The 19,206-nt window shown below is 47.3% G+C and carries 19 protein-coding genes; 8 read left to right on the top strand and 11 right to left on the bottom strand.

All coding sequences use genetic code 11. The annotated features are described in order from the left end of the window. Window positions 1–10: 10 nt before the first annotated feature. Window positions 11–778 carry a molybdate ABC transporter substrate-binding protein gene (gene modA / locus ACFFJH_RS12555; RefSeq protein WP_390213128.1) on the bottom strand — a complete coding sequence of 256 codons (768 nt, stop codon included), beginning with the start codon at window positions 776–778 and terminating at the stop codon, window positions 11–13. A 433-nt stretch (window positions 779–1,211) separates the two neighbouring features. Beyond that, window positions 1,212–3,146: a Xaa-Pro dipeptidyl-peptidase gene (locus tag ACFFJH_RS12550; protein WP_390213126.1), complete on the bottom strand. Its 1,935-nt coding sequence runs from the start codon at window positions 3,144–3,146 to the stop codon at window positions 1,212–1,214. A 290-nt stretch (window positions 3,147–3,436) separates the two neighbouring features. Here ACFFJH_RS12550 and ACFFJH_RS12545 point away from each other — a divergent pair, with 290 nt between their 5' ends. The 4 genes from ACFFJH_RS12545 (at window position 3,437) to ACFFJH_RS12530 (ending at window position 7,190) form a co-directional block, all read left to right on the top strand. Continuing rightward, window positions 3,437–5,716 carry an NHL repeat-containing protein gene (locus ACFFJH_RS12545; protein WP_390213124.1) on the top strand — a complete coding sequence of 760 codons (2,280 nt, stop codon included), beginning with the start codon at window positions 3,437–3,439 and terminating at the stop codon, window positions 5,714–5,716. Window positions 5,717–5,732: 16 nt separating this feature from the next. After that, window positions 5,733–6,149: a DUF1801 domain-containing protein gene (locus tag ACFFJH_RS12540; protein WP_390213123.1), complete on the top strand. Its 417-nt coding sequence runs from the start codon at window positions 5,733–5,735 to the stop codon at window positions 6,147–6,149. Between the two features lie 82 nt (window positions 6,150–6,231). Then, the gene (locus ACFFJH_RS12535; RefSeq protein WP_390213121.1) at window positions 6,232–6,687 is read left to right on the top strand and encodes a GNAT family N-acetyltransferase; all 456 of its coding nucleotides are present in this window, start codon (window positions 6,232–6,234) and stop codon (window positions 6,685–6,687) included. Continuing rightward, on the top strand, window positions 6,684–7,190 hold the full coding sequence (locus ACFFJH_RS12530) for a GFA family protein (protein ID WP_390213119.1): 507 nt from the start codon (window positions 6,684–6,686) through the stop codon (window positions 7,188–7,190). The genes ACFFJH_RS12535 and ACFFJH_RS12530 overlap by 4 nt, the downstream gene beginning before the upstream one ends. Window positions 7,191–7,294: 104 nt before the next feature. Here the strand turns inward: ACFFJH_RS12530 and ACFFJH_RS12525 are convergent, their stop codons facing one another. Together ACFFJH_RS12525 and ACFFJH_RS12520 are read right to left on the bottom strand one after the other, a co-directional pair. Next, entirely contained in the window at window positions 7,295–8,239 is a 945-nt protein-coding gene (locus ACFFJH_RS12525) for an alpha/beta hydrolase family protein (protein ID WP_390213118.1), read from the bottom strand. A 383-nt stretch (window positions 8,240–8,622) separates the two neighbouring features. Further along, window positions 8,623–9,522, bottom strand: coding sequence for a LysR family transcriptional regulator (locus ACFFJH_RS12520; protein WP_390213117.1), 900 nt, complete (start codon window positions 9,520–9,522; stop codon window positions 8,623–8,625). 234 nt (window positions 9,523–9,756) lie between these two features. Between ACFFJH_RS12520 and ACFFJH_RS12515 the strand changes: the two genes are divergently transcribed. After that, on the top strand, window positions 9,757–10,353 hold the full coding sequence (locus tag ACFFJH_RS12515) for a pyridoxamine 5'-phosphate oxidase family protein (protein ID WP_390213116.1): 597 nt from the start codon (window positions 9,757–9,759) through the stop codon (window positions 10,351–10,353). Between the two features lie 279 nt (window positions 10,354–10,632). Here ACFFJH_RS12515 and ACFFJH_RS12510 read toward each other — a convergent pair whose 3' ends face one another. The 7 genes from ACFFJH_RS12510 to ACFFJH_RS12480 form a co-directional block, all read right to left on the bottom strand. Then, on the bottom strand, window positions 10,633–11,022 hold the full coding sequence (locus tag ACFFJH_RS12510; RefSeq protein WP_390213114.1) for a hypothetical protein: 390 nt from the start codon (window positions 11,020–11,022) through the stop codon (window positions 10,633–10,635). Window positions 11,023–11,376: 354 nt separating this feature from the next. Further along, complete coding sequence (locus ACFFJH_RS12505) at window positions 11,377–11,730, bottom strand: CZB domain-containing protein (protein WP_390213112.1); 354 nt, start codon at window positions 11,728–11,730, stop codon at window positions 11,377–11,379. Window positions 11,731–11,841: 111 nt separating this feature from the next. Further along, the gene (locus tag ACFFJH_RS12500; RefSeq protein ID WP_390213110.1) at window positions 11,842–12,387 is read right to left on the bottom strand and encodes a carboxymuconolactone decarboxylase family protein; all 546 of its coding nucleotides are present in this window, start codon (window positions 12,385–12,387) and stop codon (window positions 11,842–11,844) included. Between the two features lie 460 nt (window positions 12,388–12,847). After that, entirely contained in the window at window positions 12,848–13,321 is a 474-nt protein-coding gene (locus ACFFJH_RS12495) for a hypothetical protein (protein ID WP_390213107.1), read from the bottom strand. A 300-nt stretch (window positions 13,322–13,621) separates the two neighbouring features. Then, window positions 13,622–14,170 (bottom strand): GNAT family N-acetyltransferase, encoded by a 549-nt coding sequence (locus tag ACFFJH_RS12490; protein ID WP_390213105.1) that lies wholly within the window; start codon window positions 14,168–14,170, stop codon window positions 13,622–13,624. A gap of 37 nt (window positions 14,171–14,207) precedes the next feature. Next, window positions 14,208–14,585 carry a hypothetical protein gene (locus ACFFJH_RS12485; protein ID WP_390213103.1) on the bottom strand — a complete coding sequence of 126 codons (378 nt, stop codon included), beginning with the start codon at window positions 14,583–14,585 and terminating at the stop codon, window positions 14,208–14,210. A gap of 135 nt (window positions 14,586–14,720) precedes the next feature. Next, window positions 14,721–15,152, bottom strand: coding sequence for a VOC family protein (locus tag ACFFJH_RS12480; RefSeq protein ID WP_390213100.1), 432 nt, complete (start codon window positions 15,150–15,152; stop codon window positions 14,721–14,723). Window positions 15,153–15,463: 311 nt separating this feature from the next. Between ACFFJH_RS12480 and ACFFJH_RS12475 the strand changes: the two genes are divergently transcribed. The 3 genes from ACFFJH_RS12475 to ACFFJH_RS12465 all read left to right on the top strand — a co-directional run bounded on the left by ACFFJH_RS12475 (window position 15,464) and on the right by ACFFJH_RS12465 (window position 19,204). Continuing rightward, the gene (locus tag ACFFJH_RS12475; RefSeq protein ID WP_390213099.1) at window positions 15,464–17,302 is read left to right on the top strand and encodes a CIA30 family protein; all 1,839 of its coding nucleotides are present in this window, start codon (window positions 15,464–15,466) and stop codon (window positions 17,300–17,302) included. A 161-nt stretch (window positions 17,303–17,463) separates the two neighbouring features. Continuing rightward, entirely contained in the window at window positions 17,464–18,588 is a 1,125-nt protein-coding gene (locus tag ACFFJH_RS12470) for a sensor histidine kinase (protein WP_390213096.1), read from the top strand. 10 nt (window positions 18,589–18,598) lie between these two features. Next, a complete protein-coding gene (locus ACFFJH_RS12465; protein ID WP_390213094.1) occupies window positions 18,599–19,204 on the top strand; it encodes a response regulator transcription factor in 606 nt (201 codons plus the stop codon). Window positions 19,205–19,206 lie beyond the last annotated feature (2 nt).

Here is a 19,206-nt window from a genome sequence, read left to right as displayed (position 1 = left end):
ACTATCCTAATCAAGGCTGCTGGAAACCATATTTGCGCAAAATGGCTAGACTTTGTGGGCTAGACAGAAAGCGGATGAAGCGTCTAGCCTCTTCCATGTTTTTACTTTCTTTGATCGGCGCGATTGGATAAGTAATCGCGACATCTAATGGCACTTCAAAAGCGATGCTCACCTTATCGCTCATAATCGCGGCATCGGTCGCGTACACAAAGCCCGCATCCACTTCACCACGCGCCACGTAATCCAAAGATTGACGCACATTCTGGGTGTTGATGGCTTTACTTTCCAAGGCGGGCCATAATTTATTCTGCGTCAAAGCGTGTACGGTATAACGCCCCACAGGCACGCTGGCGGGATTACCGATGGCGATCCGTTTAATCTCAGCTTGATTCAAATCCTGTAAGCGCTTCAAAACAATTTTGCTGTGCTTAGCTTCATTTGGCACCACCAGAACCAAACTATTTTTAACAAAATTACGACGTTCGCTAGCAGAGACCAGGCCTTGCTTCTCCGCCGCATCCATCGTTTCTTGATCGGCAGAAGCGAACACATCCACCGGCGCCCCCTTAGCGATTTGCTGCAACAAAGCACCCGAGGCACCAAAATTCAATGCAACTTTAACGTCGGGATATTGGCTTTGATAATTGAGGGTAATTTCCTTAAATGCATTCGTCAAACTAGCCGCCGCCGATACCGTCAAATCACTGGCATAAGCCACATCCACTGCCATTGTCAGCATATAACCAGCAATTACTGCCTTTATGACTCGAATTAACATTTACGCTCTCCACGCCATTATTCAAAAACCGTAATATACACTCATATATAGCGATGGGTAAAAACTATCCTAGATAGATGTCTGTTTAACTTGATTTAGGTCATTGAATACGATTAGGGAAGTAACTATTTATGTGAGCTAATCACTTAGTACTAGCAAATATTACTAGAACATAACACTGGCCAGCTTAGCGAGACTTCAGCCAATCCATGGGCGACAATTTGATTATCGTCGTGACGGACTCGATACGCTATGGCGGCAAAAAAGATTAATTAGCGCTTATGGAGGTGACCCGCATTGCTCAGGTATTCGATAGCAGGGCGGTGCAACTTGCACTCGCCCTACAAATTAATGGCTATAAGACTGTTCAACACTTTTGCGCTTAGCTTAAGAATAACGATTCTCAAACTAACAGCCACATTTTAATCATGCCCTAATTTTTCACACTCTTCTTCACCGCATCCGCACCACCCACGACTGGCAATACCAAAGATGTCTGCGCCAGATCGACACTCAACTCCGTGCCAGCTTTAGGCCATAGCGTGAAATCGTGATCGCTAGACATGATCATCAGTGCGAGACGTTTGCCGGCTGGGATGACTCTATCGATAGGCTGCAAATCGAAGGTCAGATCAACGAATTTGCCCGGCACTAAAGGCGTGCCCGCGACTTTGGAATCGTAATTACCGGGTTTGGTCAAAGAGCGATAGTTTTGTGGATCAGCCCATGCACGGCTCACTACACCGAGCTGTCCCGCAGAGCCGACTGCTTTTTCATCAAAAGGTAAAGTCACCAACCATACCGATAAATTGGCAGCAGGTTTATTCGCTGCTACGCGGATTTTAATCACTGGCGTACCGGATAAATGGAGGGCATCGCTCAACTCGGACGTCGCATAGATTAAACGATGAGGTGATTCAGCAGCGCTGGCGAGTACACCGCCTTTGTACTGCACATCGTCGACAATTTTTTCTACTGCGGCTTTGGTTTTACTACTCGCATCAAAACTCAAACTACCCGCCTTGTTACCACCAGCGCCGAGGGACCATTTGACATCACTCGCTTCAGGATTAGGAAAATCCAAATACGGCGTTGGTGCGGCACCGCGTTCTGCGTTTTCACGCATGATCATGGCGCGCGCATCTTTTTCTACGCCATTGTCGATACCGTACAGATAATGCGAGAACCAACGATTACGCATCTCTAAAGGTGGAGGTCCGCCGTGGCCACCGTGATGTAAAAACAATTGCGTCGGTACGCCATTTTTCTTCAGCGCTTCATAGATGCGAATGGAGTGCTCTGGCATCACATTCCAATCATGCTGGCCGTGCGCGAGCAAAGTCGCAGCTTTCACGCCTTTGATCTTGGTGAGCAAATCGCGATCTGCCCAAAAATCATTGTAGTCGCCATGTTTACGATCGAATTTTGCGGGATATAAACCATCGCGTATGGTGGCATTGCAATAAGCCCGTTTTTCAGGTGCGCCACTGTAGATGAAATCAAAGAGTTGATCGACATCCTCACCCAGATAACCGCCCGGATGACGCACCAAGCCGTTACTGCGGTAGTAATGGTAATAAGACGTGTTGGGCGCAATTGGGATAATCGCTTCTAAACCTGCCACGCCCGTGGTGGCCGCCGCCAATGGAATGGTGCCGTTGTATGAGGTTCCTGTCATGCCGACTTTACCAGTCGCCCAGCTTGCTTTAACTTCTTCGGTACCGTCTATGCTGGTATAGCCTTTAGCACGACCGTTCAACCAATCAATCACGGCTTTGGGCGCTAATTCTTCAGGTGCGCCACCGACTGTTGGACAGCCTTGAGAAAGACCTGTGCCGGGTGCTTCTGAATGCACAACCGCAAAACCGCGTGGCAGCCAAGTATCAATTTCGGTGCGCGAGATTTCGGGACGCACTGGGATGAATTTCGCTTGCTCATTCACCGGACGAGGTGGTGGTGCTTCGCCTAATTCGTGCTTCACGTCCCACATTTTTTGATTCTTCATGGTTCCCGCAAAGTAGGGCGAAGATTCATATACCACCGCTACTTTTAAATCTTCGGTGTCGGTTTGCATAGGACGCGTGACATCCACATGAACACGATCTTTTTTGCCGTCACCGTCACTGTCAAATTCGGTTTCTACCCACAATTCTTGCTTAATCCACTTCGTTTTATCTTGAAAGCCCGGCACGATTTGCGCTTGCCCGTTATAAAAAACCGGCGTCGTTTTAGTGGCCTGTGAACCAGTAGACTGAGGTGCTTGCGCGGTTGCAAGGCTGGCAAATCCGCCTATCAAAGTTGCGCTGACGGCGGCCGCCAACATGGTGGTACGCGGCAGACGAGGCGTAAATTTCTTTGTTATTGTCATAGTGTCTCTCAAATTATCGAAGTTGAATCAGTGGATCAAGCGGCAAAGCGAATACGAAGTGAGCCTGCAAGCACAGATAGACTAAGATTATGCCAAGAAGTTTCGACTAAATATATCTATACCTAAGAAAATGATTCACTTCGCTATCACGGAAAAGAGAATCACGCCAATTGCCGCAAAATCATGACGAATCCTGCATAAGCAAGATGCCGCAGAAGCATAAATAGCGCTTGCAGTTTCTGCTGATATTGCTATGCTGCCCGTCCTTTCTCCTGCTTTTTTGGTCTCACATGCAACGTCGCTCCGTACTGATTCTGTCCTCCGTTTTAATCATTTCTGGCCTGTCTTTCTCGGCGTACTGGTGGATGCAACCAGAGGCAAGCCGCCCATCTATTTCATCGCTGCCATTATTGAAGAAGAAACCTATAGCGACCAGTTTTGATTGGGAAGCCGAAGTCTCACTCTTCACCGATAGTGCGTATTTTGAAGCGTCTGGCAATACAACGACATCGAACACCGCGACATCGAACACGACGACCTTGCCCGAAGCCAAATTCAGCGATCCGTTTGGCATGGTTATAGATCGACAAGGCAATCTATATCTGGCTGATGCGGGCGAACACAATCGTATTTTAAAAATCAATAAGGCTGGCATCGCCACCGTACTTGCTGGAAGTGATGAAGGATTTCTAGATAATGAACTAAAAGATGGCAAACTAAGCGCGGCCAAATTCAATACCCCATCCGGTTTAGCCATGGACAAAAAAGGCAATATTTACGTCGCCGACACAGGCAACCATGTGATCCGCAAAATTGAACCGAATGGCAAAGTCTCAACCCTAGCGGGCAATGGGCAAGCGGGATTTCGCGATGGCGCAGCGGCGCAGGCGCAATTTAATGGCCCTATCGGTGTCGCCGTCGATACCAAGGGCAAAGTCTATGTGGCCGACACCTACAACGATAAAATCCGTGTGATTTTGCCGGACGGTCAAGTGCATACTATCGCTGGTGGCGATCAACCCGGCATGCTCGATGGTGCTGGTAGTACAGCGTTATTTGATACCCCAAGTAGTCTAGTAGTAAATAGCCTAGGTGAAATCTTTGTAGCCGATACGCGTAATAACGCCGTCCGAAAAATTAGCGTCGATGGCCAAGTCAGCACCTTAATCGCCAGTGATCCTAAAGATTTTACTGCGCTATTGCGTCGCCCTGTTGGTCTGGCCATCACTCACGACGATCACCTGTATGTGAGCGAGCTATCGCATGGCAGAATTTTACACATCGCGCCGGATGGCAGAAACCGTGGCTTGACGGGTGTGGATATCGACATCATTCCGGGTGACGATACCAGCCCACGGATGAGTAATCCGGTGGCTCTCGTGGTGAATACGCAAGGTAATTTGATCGTTAGCGACAACGCTCAAAATGTTCTGCACCAGATCAAGCACAAAGGCGTACCGGATACGGAAGCAGCAACACCAAGGCCAGTCAGATTGGTCGAAGCAGTCGCACCAATTTTGCAGCCTTCGCTTTGGCCTTTGTTACCGCAAGATAAGCCGCACGAGGTGGTTGGCACTATCGGTGAAGTCCGGGGTAATTATGATGGTGAAAGCCGCGACCATTTTCATCGTGGTGTGGATATGCAAGCCGCTATGGGCGATGCGGTTGTAGTGATTAAAGAAGAGAAAGTCAGCACACCGATCCCAGCTTGGGGTGCCACCACCATCAATGAAGGTATGCGTGTGAATAAACTATCGTATATCCACATGAAAGTCGGACGCACTATAAAAGAAGTCCCCTTAGATACTCAGAAATTCCAATTCATCAAAGACGCTCAAGGCAAATTACAGCAAGTAAGGGTGCGCCGTGGCACGCGCTTCCATGTGGGCGAAACCGTGGGTACGGTTAACAGTATGTATCACGTGCATTTAAACTATGCGCCACAAGGGGATGTCGTCAATCCACTCAGTATGAATTTCATCGGTTTTCAAGATAGTGTCGCACCACAAATCACACGTATCGATATCGCCGATAAAGATGGAAAAATACTCAGCAAAGCACCCGTTGCAGTATCACGCCAAATGGCAAAAAATAGCAAAAGCAAAAAGCCTGCACCTGAACCCGTCGTACCGCCATCGAACGTCGTTCGCTTGTCCAGATCATTAGAGCAGGTCAGCATCATCGTCGATGCCTACGATCAAGCAGATGGCAATATGGCGCGCCGTCGTTTGGGTCTGTACGAACTGGGCTACCAAATCCTGCAAGCCGATGGCACGCCTTTAGCCGGCTTTGAAAAACCCAAAATGACGATACGTTTTAATCTTCTGCCCGCTGATGAAGAAGCCGTCAAAGTCGCCTACGCCGAAAATAGTGGCATCACCGTGCATGGCAGTGCCACCACCAAATTTCTGTACAACCTCACCAACGAAATCCACGATGGACACGCCATCATCAATTTTTGGAACATCAAAGATTTGGCTGCTGGCGATTACTTAATACGCATTACCGCTAAAGATTTTTCTGGTAATCTGGCAGTCGGAAAAACTGAGTTAAAAGTAAAAATTGAATAAGGATTATTTTTAATCTATGCCCAAGCCTCAAACAAAACACAACAGTGCCCACGACACTAGCGCTGCCGTCGATGCGTTTATGCAGGGCTTGCAGCATCCGCACCATGAGGTGATCCAATCCCTGCGTCCACTGTTTTTGTCTTTATCCGACGAGGTCGCTGAAGGTATCAAATGGAATGCACCCAGCTTCCGTACCCACGAGTATTTTGCCACCGTCAATCTGCGCGAGAAGCAAGGCTTGGGCATCATCCTGCACCTAGGTGCCAAGATCAAAACTTTACCCGAAGGCGGTGTGCGGATTGCTGATCCTCAGCACTTACTCAAATGGTTGGCGGCAAATCGGGCGAGTGTCGTGTTAGCCGATACAGATGATTTCCTTAGCAAAGAATCGGCATTAAAAGCGATTTTGGCGCAGTGGATTTTGTATGTGTGAAAAATCTCAATGGCATTAAACACCGCAGTATTTTATAAATTAAGCTGGCAGCTTTCCCGCTTATAACTACCACCGATAAATCATGACCCACATCATCGAAAATTCAAGAGAGCACTTAGCAGATTTCATTCGCCTCAACGAAGAATGGATCAGCCACTATTTCACAATCGAAGAAACAGATAGAAAATTAGCGGCAAATCCGTATCAAGTCGTCGATAACGGTGGCTACTTATTTTTTCTGATGTCGGATGATGAAGTGCTAGGCGTATGCGCTTTATTCAATGAGGGTGACGGTGTTTACGAATTGGCTAGAATGGCAGTTTCACCAAAACATCAAGGCAAAGCGTATAGCAAGCAACTGATGGAACACTGCCTGAATAAACTCAAAATCCTGCAAGCCAAAAAGGTTTATCTGGTTTCCAACACCAAGCTAGAAACCGCGATTCATCTGTATAAGAAGTACGGTTTTCAAACGGTATCAGAAGGCCCTCATCCTGTCTATTCAAGAGCCAACATCGTCATGGAGCGTGTCCTATGAATCACTCATTTCCCATCGAAGGTGGGTGTGATTGCAAAGCCGTGCGCTATCGGATGGAAAGTGCACCTTTGTTTGTGCATTGTTGTCACTGCCGTTGGTGTCAACGCGAATCGGGCGCTTCGTTTGCTTTGAATGCGATGATAGAAGGAGACCGGATCACCAATCTAGGGATAGAACCAGAGCTGGTGAATACGCCGTCGAATAGCGGAGCGGGACAAATCATCGCGCGCTGCCCAGTTTGCCGTGTAGCGATCTGGAGTAATTATGCCGGCTCAGGACCAGTGGTGAAATTCGTTCGCGTTGGCACCTTAAACAATCCCGATCTACTTCCTCCAGATATCCACATCTTTACCGAATCAAAACAGCCTTGGGTAGTGCTCCCCGAAAATACGCCAGCAGTAAGCGAATACTACGACCGCGAAAAATTCTGGCCAGCCGAAAGCCTGCAACGCAGACTCGCTTTTTTACCTGCGGTGGAAGCGTATCAAGCTTTGAAAAAATGAACTAGGATGTTCGAATGATTAGTAACCACCGCACTTTACTTACCTTATTATTGAAATTACGGCAGGTCATCGATGCGATACCCCAAATTACCAATAGAGATACTTTACTTGTTTTTGAAAACCGTTCTGTGATCTTTAAACCAAGCTGCCAGTTGTGCGACGAATAATTGCGCTCCATTACTGTCAGGGGTTCCCAAACCATGGTTCGCACCGGGAAATTCGACAAACTGGAATTTTTTCTCAGGGCGTTGACGGAAATAGTCGCGTAGTACATGACCTGATTCTATAGGTACGCTTTCGTCCTTCTCTCCCATCGCCGCGACCATGGGAATGTCTAAAGTGGCATACACTTTCATTGGATCAGCAAAAAGTCGGCCAGACCAATACGCATAAGTATGACCAAAAAAATCCTTCTTTATATTTTTACTGTCACGCTTAATTTCTTCGTACATATGTAAAAAATAATCACGTGAAAAAGGATTCGCATAAGGTTGAACACCTCGTGATGCAAAAATCAAAAACTCCTCACTTTGCGGCAATCCACCGCTTCCGGCTGTCGCGAGCCACCCAATTTTTTTGCTATCTCTCGCTAAGTAAGGCGCAAAGGCACCACCTTCAGAGAACCCCAACACGGCAATCGACCTGGCTGGCATTTCTTTCAGCGTAGGCTCGGTCTCAATAAATTTCAAATTGTCCGAATGACGTTTTTCAAATAAATCAGCCGCTTTGAATTGGTCAGTGCACTCTTCACCGTTACTGTTTTTCTGTACGCCGACTTTTTCTAAATAAAACACATTAACATCATCACCGTAACGTTCGAAAAAACGTGGCAAACGCGTAGCGAAATCATCGCAACCAGATCCACTAATTAGAAATATGGGAGTACCTAACTGGGTCGATGTTGGATTGCTCAGATGATAGTAGCGTCGCTGCTGACCATCAATATTTATGTGATGCTCTTTCAATGAAGTTGCAGCAAAGCTAGCGCTGCTCGCAAGTGCTGCGCATGCGGCGCTGAACTCAACGAAACGTCGAATAAATAAGTTCATAGAGTTAGAAAGAAAGTAGGGAGTATAGACATCAAGCGTTTGAATGCCACAGTGTACCAAATGTACGTCGCCCAACAAAAGTGCATGAAGCACTTCAATTACATGACCGATTTCGGCAAGATCACGAACACGCTACGCGATATGCTTAGTCTGAATGTTAACTACTTGTTTGCCACCGGGAGTGCGGCTAAAACAGCTAGCTCCGATGCCAAGCATTTTTTCATCATCACGCTAAATAAGGTAGATCGCTATGCATATTATTCTCTTACATGATAGCTGGCATGGCGCATGAGAGTGAAAGACAAGTCAAAGATATCCATCTTGATACGCAAAAAATCTTGTGTCTGCGCACGCCGTATGAGTTTTTACCTCGGCGAAATACTTCAGCGCAACGCAGAATCGGCACGTAAAGCCTGCGCCATAAAATCGACAAAGCTGCGCACTTTGACCGAGCCATCACGGCCTTCTCTGTGTACGATATGAATAGGAAGTGGGGCTGATTCGTATTCGCTCAAGACCGTTTTCAAAGTCCCTTGCGCCAACTCATGTGCCACTTGATAGGACAGTAAACGGGTAATCCCCGCCCCTTTGAGTACCGCGTTAATGGCGCCGTCATTACTGGTCACCGTCAAGCGTGGTTTGATACGTATCGCGGCACTATGTTCCTGCTCACCAAATTTCCATTCTACCGATGGCGTCACACCACTGGCGGCGACGATATGATGTTGTTTGAGGTCTTCAGGTTTTTGCGGCATGCCATGTTGTGCCAGATACTCAGGGGAGGCGCATAACACTCGACGCACTTGCCCAACGCGTAAAGCACGCATACTGGAATCGGGCAGCGCGCCGATGCGCACGCCGACATCTACACCTTCTTCCATCATGTTGACGACACGATCTAAAAACACGGCCGAAACATCGACCGCCGGATAGCGCTGCAAAAATTCAACGATGTGCGGCATGACAAAAATTTTTCCGAATAACATCGGCGCGGTGACCGTCAAATGACCACGCGGATCAGCATTAATTCCCGCCGCCGCTTCGTCCGCCTCTTGCACCTTCGCCAGAATTTGGCGTGCATCATCGAGGTAGCGTTGCCCGGCATCGGTTGGACGCACAAAGCGCGTAGTGCGATTTAATAGCTTGACGCCCAAGCTCTCCTCTAAGGTCGCTACGGCGCGCGTCACTGCTGGTGGCGACATGCCTAAGCGGCGTGCACCTGCCGCAAAACTTTCCTCTTCCGCCACCGCGACGTAGACGCTGATTTGATGAAACCTATCCATAGATTCTCCTTAATGGGCGAGCCATACGATTGATTATTCCATGTTTCACAATAGTTTATTGCGATTTTTGAGGATTCTTCTTTCTATCGGAGATAGGCACAATGCATACATATCCACAAGCGCTAGCAAAGCATCATAGGCTCGCTTGTGATATTGGATTAAATACTGAGGCATGCGTCGCTGTCGTTGCCATTGTTAGGGCAAAGAATACGAGCCATGCTATTTGGAGAAATTATGTCACGCGCCTTCGCTAAGATCAGTTTTACACCGAGTGTGAAAGCCGCTCAAACCCGCTATGCTAGCCGTGAAGCCAATCTAGGCTTTGAATTGGCCGATGATGCACGTAGCGAGATCACGCAGCGCGAAGCCGATTTCATCGAGGCTCGCGATAGTTTTTATCAAGCCACGGTAAATGAAGATGGCTGGCCTTATGTGCAGCATCGTGGCGGCCCGCAGGGTTTTCTGAAAGTGCTGGATCAACACACCATAGCCTACGCTGACTTTAGTGGCAATCGCCAATATTTAAGCGTAGGTAATCTGCAAGCCAATGACAAAATCGCGCTGATATTGATGGACTATCGCGAACAACGGCGTCTCAAAATCTGGGGCCGTGTCAAGATCGTGCACGAACAAGACGCACCAACATTAATCGCCCAATTAAAAATGCCAAGCTATCGCGCCCGCATAGAGCGCGCCTTTATCATTAGCGTCGAAGCTTGGGATTGGAATTGCCCACAACATATTACGCCGCGCTATACCGAAAGCGATATCGAGCAAATAATCGCCCCCTTGCAAGCAGAGATTGCGCGACTCAAACAAAGCCGAGCTTAGTCGAGCACTTGTGACGCTTTAATTCGCCATCGAATTCGCAATCCAGGGCGCAAATTGTCGAATTCTTGCAGCGCAAATGCTATGCCAGCATCAATGATCTCGCCATTCGAGAAGACGAACCTTATTTCATTGGCTACTATGGAAAAGACCCTACGCACATCTTGATTTGAGTGCGTTGGGTTGTAAATTGGGAGGGTGTTTTGACACAGAGGTGTGCAACGCTGAGCCGCCTTATGGAGCAGCGTCCAACGACCATAGGAAGCGAGCACAACCGCTATGTTATGCAGGTTTAGCCCATGAAGCATCAATAATCACGGGCTCATGCTTCGAAAAGACACTGACACTAGCGCCAGCAGTCACAATAATCCACTCTCGTTGATGTTGGCTGTACCCCAAACGACGATCCTCCTCTTTAGCCCAGCCACCATCGAGTACTTCAAGAACAGGAAAGCCTCTAGGGAAGTTATTATCAATCCAGTACTCAGCAAGCGAGATCTCGTCCAATAGCCTGAAACCATCAACTTGAGAAAATTTGACCTCGATCCCGTCATATCGATTTCGATTTCGAAGAACGCGTATGAGTAATTGACCATCGTAAACGACGGAATGAATGTCCGCACCCCAGTCGAACTTTTCGGAACAGCCAAACGGCTTAGCGTTAATCGGCATAACGTGATTTAATTTTTATTTTGAAAATGATACCAAATAGAGAAACATTCCGCAATTTGTTTCAGCCCCGTCAAAACCCGCATGATGCTTGATTAAAATTACTTATACTGTATAGAACCTAAACAGAAACAAAGCGAAAAAAGTACACACCACAAAATTCAAAGTACAGATTGTACTCATCAAACTACTCACAAGTCGCGCTTCACAAAATCACCTACGCCAAGCTCAGCTATTTAACCTGACTTAGGCTCACGCAAGATCAACGGAAATAATTGCCATGAGAAATCATGACCTCATTAAATTCAGAATCTCAAAATTGTTGTCAACAGCAATGATTCCACCATGCGATAAGCACTAAATGCCAGCGTCTTTGCGCAAACGTAAAAATGAAACACTGAGTTCGCCCGAGGCTTTTGCATAGGCGGTGCCGGCATTGAGCATACTGTCTGCGACTTCAAATTTGTGGGCGTTGACGGCCTTGGCGACTTTGCTTACTTCAGTGTGAAAGACTTTATGTTTGTGCACACAGTCCGCATATGCCGCCAACTTGCCGTAGCGCGTTTCGCCTGCGCCGTATAACCATTGCCCTAGTTCGCAGCAATCGTCTCTAGACAAAGTCGCCAAATCCAATTGTTCGCGTTTGGCGATTGCCGTGCGCAGTTTCGTTTTCCATTGTGCATGTGTTTCAACCGCATTATCGAGATTCATGATGCTTCCTTATTGAGTTGACTTTGGAGTCTGGCAGGACGAGGCGTTGTCATCGCATGAAATGAAACTGAGCTATTTCTATCTCAATTCATGCGATGCGGGCAACGCTCGTTAGGCGGCTTTTGCTTTTACTTCTGGAAAATCGATATCGGTCAACGCGACGTTATTGATGTAATTGGTCAATACATTCACCGCGACATTCGCCACGATCTCTATCACCGACGCTTCATCGAAACCGACTTGACGCAAGCTCGCTAACTCAGTATCGCTGACTCGGCCGTGCGACTGTGCGACACGCAGAGCAAACTTTAATGCTGCGTCAGTGCGTGGATCATCAGAATGCGCATGACGCGCTGCATTGATTTCTGCATCACTGATTTTGGCGACATTGCGACCCAAATAATCATGTGCCGACAAGCAGTAATCACAAGCGTTGTACTCGGCAATGGTCAAGGCAATACGCTCACGCAATTGCACGTTCAGGCTACCTTTTGCCAGTGCGCCGTTGAGCGACAAATAGCCTTCCAACGAGGCTGGGCTATGCCCCACCAGTTTCATCAAATTGGGAGTAACCCCTAATTGCTTTTGCACTGCGGCCAGCAAAGGTTTAGTGGCTTCGGCGGATTGTTCAAGGCTAGGGATAGAGATACGGGACATAGTCATTTCCTTCAAAAATGGGCAAAGTTTTATAAACTTACTTAGGGGTTTATCGCTACGTTCTCAGCGAATGGATGCACTATATTCAGTTTAATTAGGATAGAGAATCACCTATAAAACCAATTAACTATTCCACTTTTTGGAATAATGCGAACAAGTTTTTAAGCGCATTTCGATAAGTAGAGCGTAAACAGGTGAGGCCGATGTGGCGGTTTCTTGCGATATAGGTATGGGTAATCCTATCGATTCTATGGCGATGAGGATTGGATGCAGAAACGCTGCGCTAGTAGCAGCGATATCGCCTTTTGAGAAGATGAACGGTTATTTGATTCGGTACTAGGAAGAAAAGCTGACGCGCATCTTGGTTTGAGTGCGTTGGGGTTTTAGGTTTGGTGGGTGGTTTTAAGGAACGTTCGAGCTCAGCGGACTGCGAAGCCGTCCGCTATAGAGAGGTTAGACGTCATTGCTGCCACCCGTCGATCGCAGTCTTCAGCATGGCAAGCTCCCGCTCAGGAAAAGAATGCAGAGCCCACTTCTCCGCATAGCCCTTTGACCCGTATTTTTGAAGTACCTCGTTAGCTGTAGCGAACACTGCTTGCGCCAGCAGTCGCGGTGCGATTTGGAACTCCAGAAGTACCTTGCCTTCTGTATTTGGTTTGTGACCCCATAGATCGGGGAACTCCAGAATTCTGACCAGCAGAAGATTTGCATCAATCGATTCAGCGACCCAACGGTACTCGCCGGGCTCTTCATCGAAGCCAAACGATACTGAGTGAAATCCCGACCCGGCGGCACAGGCAAACAAAACGAGGTTTCCCAGTGCGTCCGACAAGTAGGACGCACTCAATTCCGCTCGGCGTTCACCTACTTCCACCATGCACTTAGACCACCCTGTTCCAACAAGCTCGTAGATGATTTTCAATGGTACTGTCATGACGCCCAACCTGATTTAATTTTCATTTTGAAAAGATACTCGATAGCGAAAAATCCCGCAATTCGTTTCAACTCAGTTAAAACCCGCATGGTGCTTAATTAAAATTGCTTATGCTGTATAAAACTTAGGCATAAACCAACCGACAGAAATTGCACACCACAAAATCTCAAAATGTTACTTTTCGAGATGCCCGCCTCATTACCTTGCTCATCAAAGAACTATGGGATTGGGCACTAGGGAGAAAACACGATGCGCATCTTAATTTGAGTGCGCTCGGTTTATAGGATGTTCAGCAATCGCTCACAGCGCTTTCAACAACACATAATCACGCTCGACTTTGCTACCGAAGTGGTAGTCCACCCATCCCACATGTTGAAAGCCGACCTTTTGATAGAAGGCCAATGCGCGGGCGTTGTGTTCCCACATGCCTAGCCAGAGATGGCTTGCGCCAAATTCGCGAGCGGTTTGTTCGGCGGCTTGCATTAAGATTTGTGCTACGCCTTTGCCATGCCATTCTTTTTTGACGTAGTAACGAAACAGCGCAATCGCCTTGTGTTCTGGTTCCGACAGCTGGACCGAGTCGGGAGCAGGGCGTTTGACGACCTGGGCAAAAGCGATCAACTCTTGTTGTTGCCAAATCAGGATCACGGCATAGTCAGGATTAACAATCTCGGCGCTTTGCTGGGCTATGCCGAAATTTTTTTCACAATGCAGCCGAATATCTTCTGGATCATTTAAATCACTGTAGGTGTCAATGAAGGTCTGACGTGCTAATTCTGCTAAAGCTTGGGCATCATTGACTTGTGCGCGGCGAACGGTGAAGGCGTGATTAGGGGAAAAAGAATTCATAAGCAAACAAAAAAATGGGCGAAGCTCGAAATCAAGATCAAAAAGATGGGGCTTTATTTGAACAATCCATGGCGGGATCAAGTGGTCCAAAAACTTTATAGGTACCCGCTATTCCACCGACCTGAACAATATAAATCGCTTTGCCGTCTCCACTCACAAATAATGAATGCTTATAGCCATCACTCACCGCGCCCATATCGCCTAAAACATACAACTTGCCTGCCCCCTCCAAATTAGGAAAAGGCTCTACGAGTGGTAAATCATGCGTCAAGCCGAAAGGGCTGACACAGGGTTTAAATTTTTCAACTAAGGGATGCGTGTCTGTAGTCATCGGAAGCGTTACGTTTTGTGCCACCGCACTCAATGCGATGGGGCCTAGTGCGCTGAGCGCAACTATCTTTGCGGAGTTCATCATTTTTTTCAACATGAGTTTTAATCTTAATTATCTTGCTGCTTGATTTTTATTACTAATTTTTTAGTGTGATTTTTCATCATTAGGCTACCATTGCTGCGCACCGTTGTTGCACGCCTTTATCTTTACTACCTAACTTTATTTTTCACAATTAAGCATCCAACGTACTCCAAACTGATCCACCACAATACCAAAATAAGCGCCCCAAAACATATCACTCAATTGCATTTCGACGTGTCCATTTTCACTAAGTTTTTGAAATAAACCTCTCATCTCGGCTCGCGTATCTAGCTCCAAATTAATACACATATTATTGCCGTATTTGAGTGTGAATCCCATCGATGCTGGCGCATCGGTTGCCATGATCACATGACCGCCTATGATAGCGAGCTCAATATGCATAATCATATTTGCCACAGCCGCATCCATAGGCGGCTGACCGGCTTGCGGAGGCATATCCTTAAAGCGCAGTGGAGGAGACAAAAATTCTCCGCCGAATAGGGATTGGTAAAAGATAAAAGCTTGTTCCGTGTTACCAGGAAAATTCAAATATGTACTGACGCGCGCCATTCTATTTTCCTTTATAAATGCGGGTGAAAGCCATTGCAGGAGTCCTACACTAGGCAGTGTCATACCAAAAACACTTGCCTAATCATATGGCAAAAAAAATATGCCTCACCTTAACAGCTAGACTCCCTACAAGCAAGCCAAAGAAATCTATCACCTTGCACAAAATAGATAGCAAAATCCGACAGGCATTGTCGAGATCGCATGACATTTGTCATCTAAAAGTCATGTCATCTTGCTCTAATCAAAGCGTGGCTGAGAGTGCACACTGGCGTCATCTACTCACCAGTCGTTCACTCATTTAGGAGAATCTCATGTTAAATCAGCCTTTCACATCGAAACAAAAATTCAGTCGCATACCAAGTCTGTGCGTCGCTGCGCTTGCTTGCGCTCTCAGCCTACAAGTTGATGCCGCGACTTTAATTAAAAACGTGCGCGTCTTTGACGGAGAAAAAATGTTGAGTCCGCGTCAGGTTTTGATTGATCAGGGCAAAATTCTCGATGCTAATTACAAGGGGCGTGTCACTCCAAGCATGAAGATTGTCGATGGCGCGGGTCGTAGCCTGCTACCAGGTTTGATTGACTCACATGTGCATGCTTTTCAAGATCAAGACTTGCCCTTGTTGTACGGCGTGACGACGCAAATTGATATGTTCGCCGCGGTATCGCTGGTGCAAGAGATGAATCAACGCAGACTGCAAGGAAAAAATACTCAAGCACCCGATTTGTTTTCAGCTGGTATGTTAGCAACTGCGCCAAAAGGTCATGGTACAGAATACGGCATGGAAGTGGAGACCTTGACCAAGCCAGAACAGGCGCAAGCGTGGGTCGATAAACGCATCGCAGAAGGCTCGCATTTCATTAAGATTGTGATGGAACACGGTGGTGCGGGTTATAAATTCAATTCACTCGACTTGGACACCGTGCAAGCCTTGATCAAGGCAAGCCATGCACGTAAAAAATTAGCCGTAGTACATATCGGTACTTTCGACGATGCGAAAGCGGCGTTGGCAGCAGGTGCAGATGGTCTGGTTCACTTGTATATAGGCAGCACCATCAGCTCAGCGCAAAGCAAAGAAATCATTGATCTAGCTAAGAAAAACGGCAGTTTTGTGATTCCAACGTTTAGCGTGTTGGAGAGCATGGCGGGGATCAAATCGCAAGATGTGTTGAGTGATACCAGCATGACCAATTTGCTCGGCAAAACTCAGCTAATTCCTTTAAATTCCACTTTTGGCAAACAGGAAAACAAGGCCTTGATGACCGCACCGAATGCCTTGACTGCCGCCTTGCATGCGGCCAAGGTACCAGTGCTGGCAGGTACTGATGCTGGCAACACCGGCACTCAATATGGGATCAGCTTGCATCATGAATTGGCGTCCTTGGTCAATGCTGGTTTAAGTCCTAGCGCGGCGCTGCAAGCAGCAACCTCAGCCCCGGCAAAAGCCTTCCAACTAAAAGATCGTGGCCGCATCGCGAAAGGTCTGAAAGCCGATTTGATGCTGGTCGAGGGCGATCCTAGTGCCGATATCTCAGCGACACGCCGCATTATCGAAATTTGGAAAGATGGTGAAATTGTCTCGCCGCTCCGCACTGAAAAACTTGCGCAAGTCGCTAAAGAAAAATCTGACAAAACAGCTGCCGTACAACTTCCAAGTGATGGGCGCATTAGTTTATTTAGCGCAGAAAAACTGGGCAGTCCATTTGGTTTCGGCTGGGTGCCTTCCAATGATGCGCCTATGGGTGGTAAGTCTAGCGTTCAATTGAAAGTCTATGCGGTGCCTGAATTAGCGCAAAACGCTTTGCATATAGACGCGACCGTTAATGCTGGTTTTGCTTTCCCTTGGGCTGGTGTCGCCTTCTTTCCCGCCAAACAACCTATGCAAGCGATAGATTTGAGTGCCGCCAACACCCTGAAATTTAAAGTCAAAGGTGATGGTAAAACCTATACGGTCGGCTTTACAATGCAAGGCAGTTTTATTCCGGTGAATGTGGCCTTTACTGCACCAACTGAGTGGACCGAAGTGAGTTTACCGCTAAGCCGTTTTAAAGGCATGGATGCGAGTATTGTTACCATGTTGTCCTTTAATGCCGGGCCAGAAATTGGAAACTATGCATTCGATATCGTCGATGTGCGACTGCTCAAAGAGTAAGGCAATTTCATCGGACTTGTATAAGCTCAGTTAAGCATAATTAAGCACGAATAAGCAATTGTGGATCGAAGTAAGCTCTCTAAGTAAGTCACCTAAGTAAGTTACCTAAATAAGTGACCTAAATAAGCTCGCTTTGATCTACTCAACATAGAAAAGAGGACATGTCAGTGATCAGCAAAATTCAAGCGCTCTGGTCGAAACCTTGGGTGCCGCCGCAATACGGTAAGGCGCCGTTTTTTTGGATGCTTTCGTTTGGCATTTTTGCTTGGCCTTATTTTTATGTGCGACCCAGCACTACTGAACTTTTACTGATAGTCCTCAGCATCTTGGTATTTTTACCGCTGTATATTTATAGTTTTTGGGGCAAAGGTTGGCGCGTTGCGGTCTGTATTGCGCTAGTTACGGCGCTGGGTATTGCGTGGGCGCCCTACAATTTTGGTGGTTCTAGCTTTGTGATTTTTGCTGCCACCATGTCGTCGCGTTTTCAGGAAAAACGTCATGCGTATTTAAGTCTGACATGTGTTTTAGCGGGCACCGCGATCCTTAGCTACTTTTTAAAATTGCAGACTTATTTTTGGATACCCGCAGTCATCTTTAGTATTCCTAGCGCGCTCGGTGCCATCATAGGTGAACGTTTGCAGCGCGCTAATAGCAAATTATTTCGCAAACAAGAAGAGATCGAGCATCTCGCATCTTTAGCTGAACGCGAACGCATCGCCCGCGATTTGCATGATTTGTTGGGACATACTTTGTCGGTGATCACGCTCAAGGCCGAACTCGCGCGTAAATTATTTGATCGCGATGCAGAGGCATGTAAGAAAGAAATCGCAGATATCGAGCGCACCGCAAGACAGGCCTTGAGCGAAGTACGCGAGGCCGTATTAGGCTATCGTGATACAGGCTTAGCACACGAATTACGCGGAGCCCAAAATGCCTTGGAATCGGCAGGAGTACAGTTCAGCAGTCAAATTGATGAGACGGTGTTACCTGCTGCCGTAGAGAATATTATTGCCTTGGCTTTACGCGAGGCGGTCACCAACATCATTCGCCATTCCGATGCCAAACATTGCTATTTTTCGGTGGTTGGCAATGCGAATTCCGTACATGTCAAGATTGCAGATGATGGCTCAATTGGAAGCGAGAAGGGCGAAGATATTAAGAAAGGAAATGGTTTGATCGGTATGAGCGAAAGGGTGCGTGCCCTCAATGGCGACCTGCAAGTCGAATGTAAAAAGGGACTAACAATAGGATTCACTTTACCGCTACATCACGCGAACGCTGCATAAGGAAATGAACATGATAAAAATAATTCTGGCCGAAGATCAAGTAATGGTCTCAGGTGCTCTGGTCGCCCTGTTGAAATTAGAAGGTGACATTGAGGTGTTAGGGCAAGCTAAAAATGGCAAAGAAGCCTTGGAGCTTTGTAAACAACTGCAACCCGATGTGGTGGTCACAGATATAGAAATGCCTATCATGACAGGCTTGGAACTCGCTGCCGAAATCGCCCACCTCAAACTACCGAGTAAAGTCATCGTATTAACCACCTTTGCCCGTGCGGGTTTTCTGAAACGTGCGATGGCGAGCGGTGTTCGAGGTTATATGCTGAAAGACGCACCCGCCGAGGATCTGGCGAAAGCAATTCGTACCGTCCAGAGCGGCGGAAAAGCAATTGCCCCTGAGCTGGCGATGGAAAGTTGGGGCGGGCCACAAGATCCATTAAGTGAACGCGAACGGCAAGTCTTACGTCTGGCGGGGACAGGCTCAACCAGTAGCGAAATCGGTAAAATCATGCACTTATCAGAAGGAACCGTGCGCAATTATTTATCGGAAGCGATCAGCAAACTCAATGCCAAGAATCGCGTTGAAGCGTTTCGGATGGCACGCGATGAGGGTTGGCTGTAGCT

Source organism: Affinundibacterium danionis (assembly GCF_042432465.1).
GTDB lineage: Bacteria > Pseudomonadota > Gammaproteobacteria > Burkholderiales > Burkholderiaceae_D > Undibacterium > Undibacterium danionis.
The sequence above is the reverse complement of the archived record's forward strand: the minus strand, read 5'-3'. Positions and strand labels throughout refer to the sequence as shown.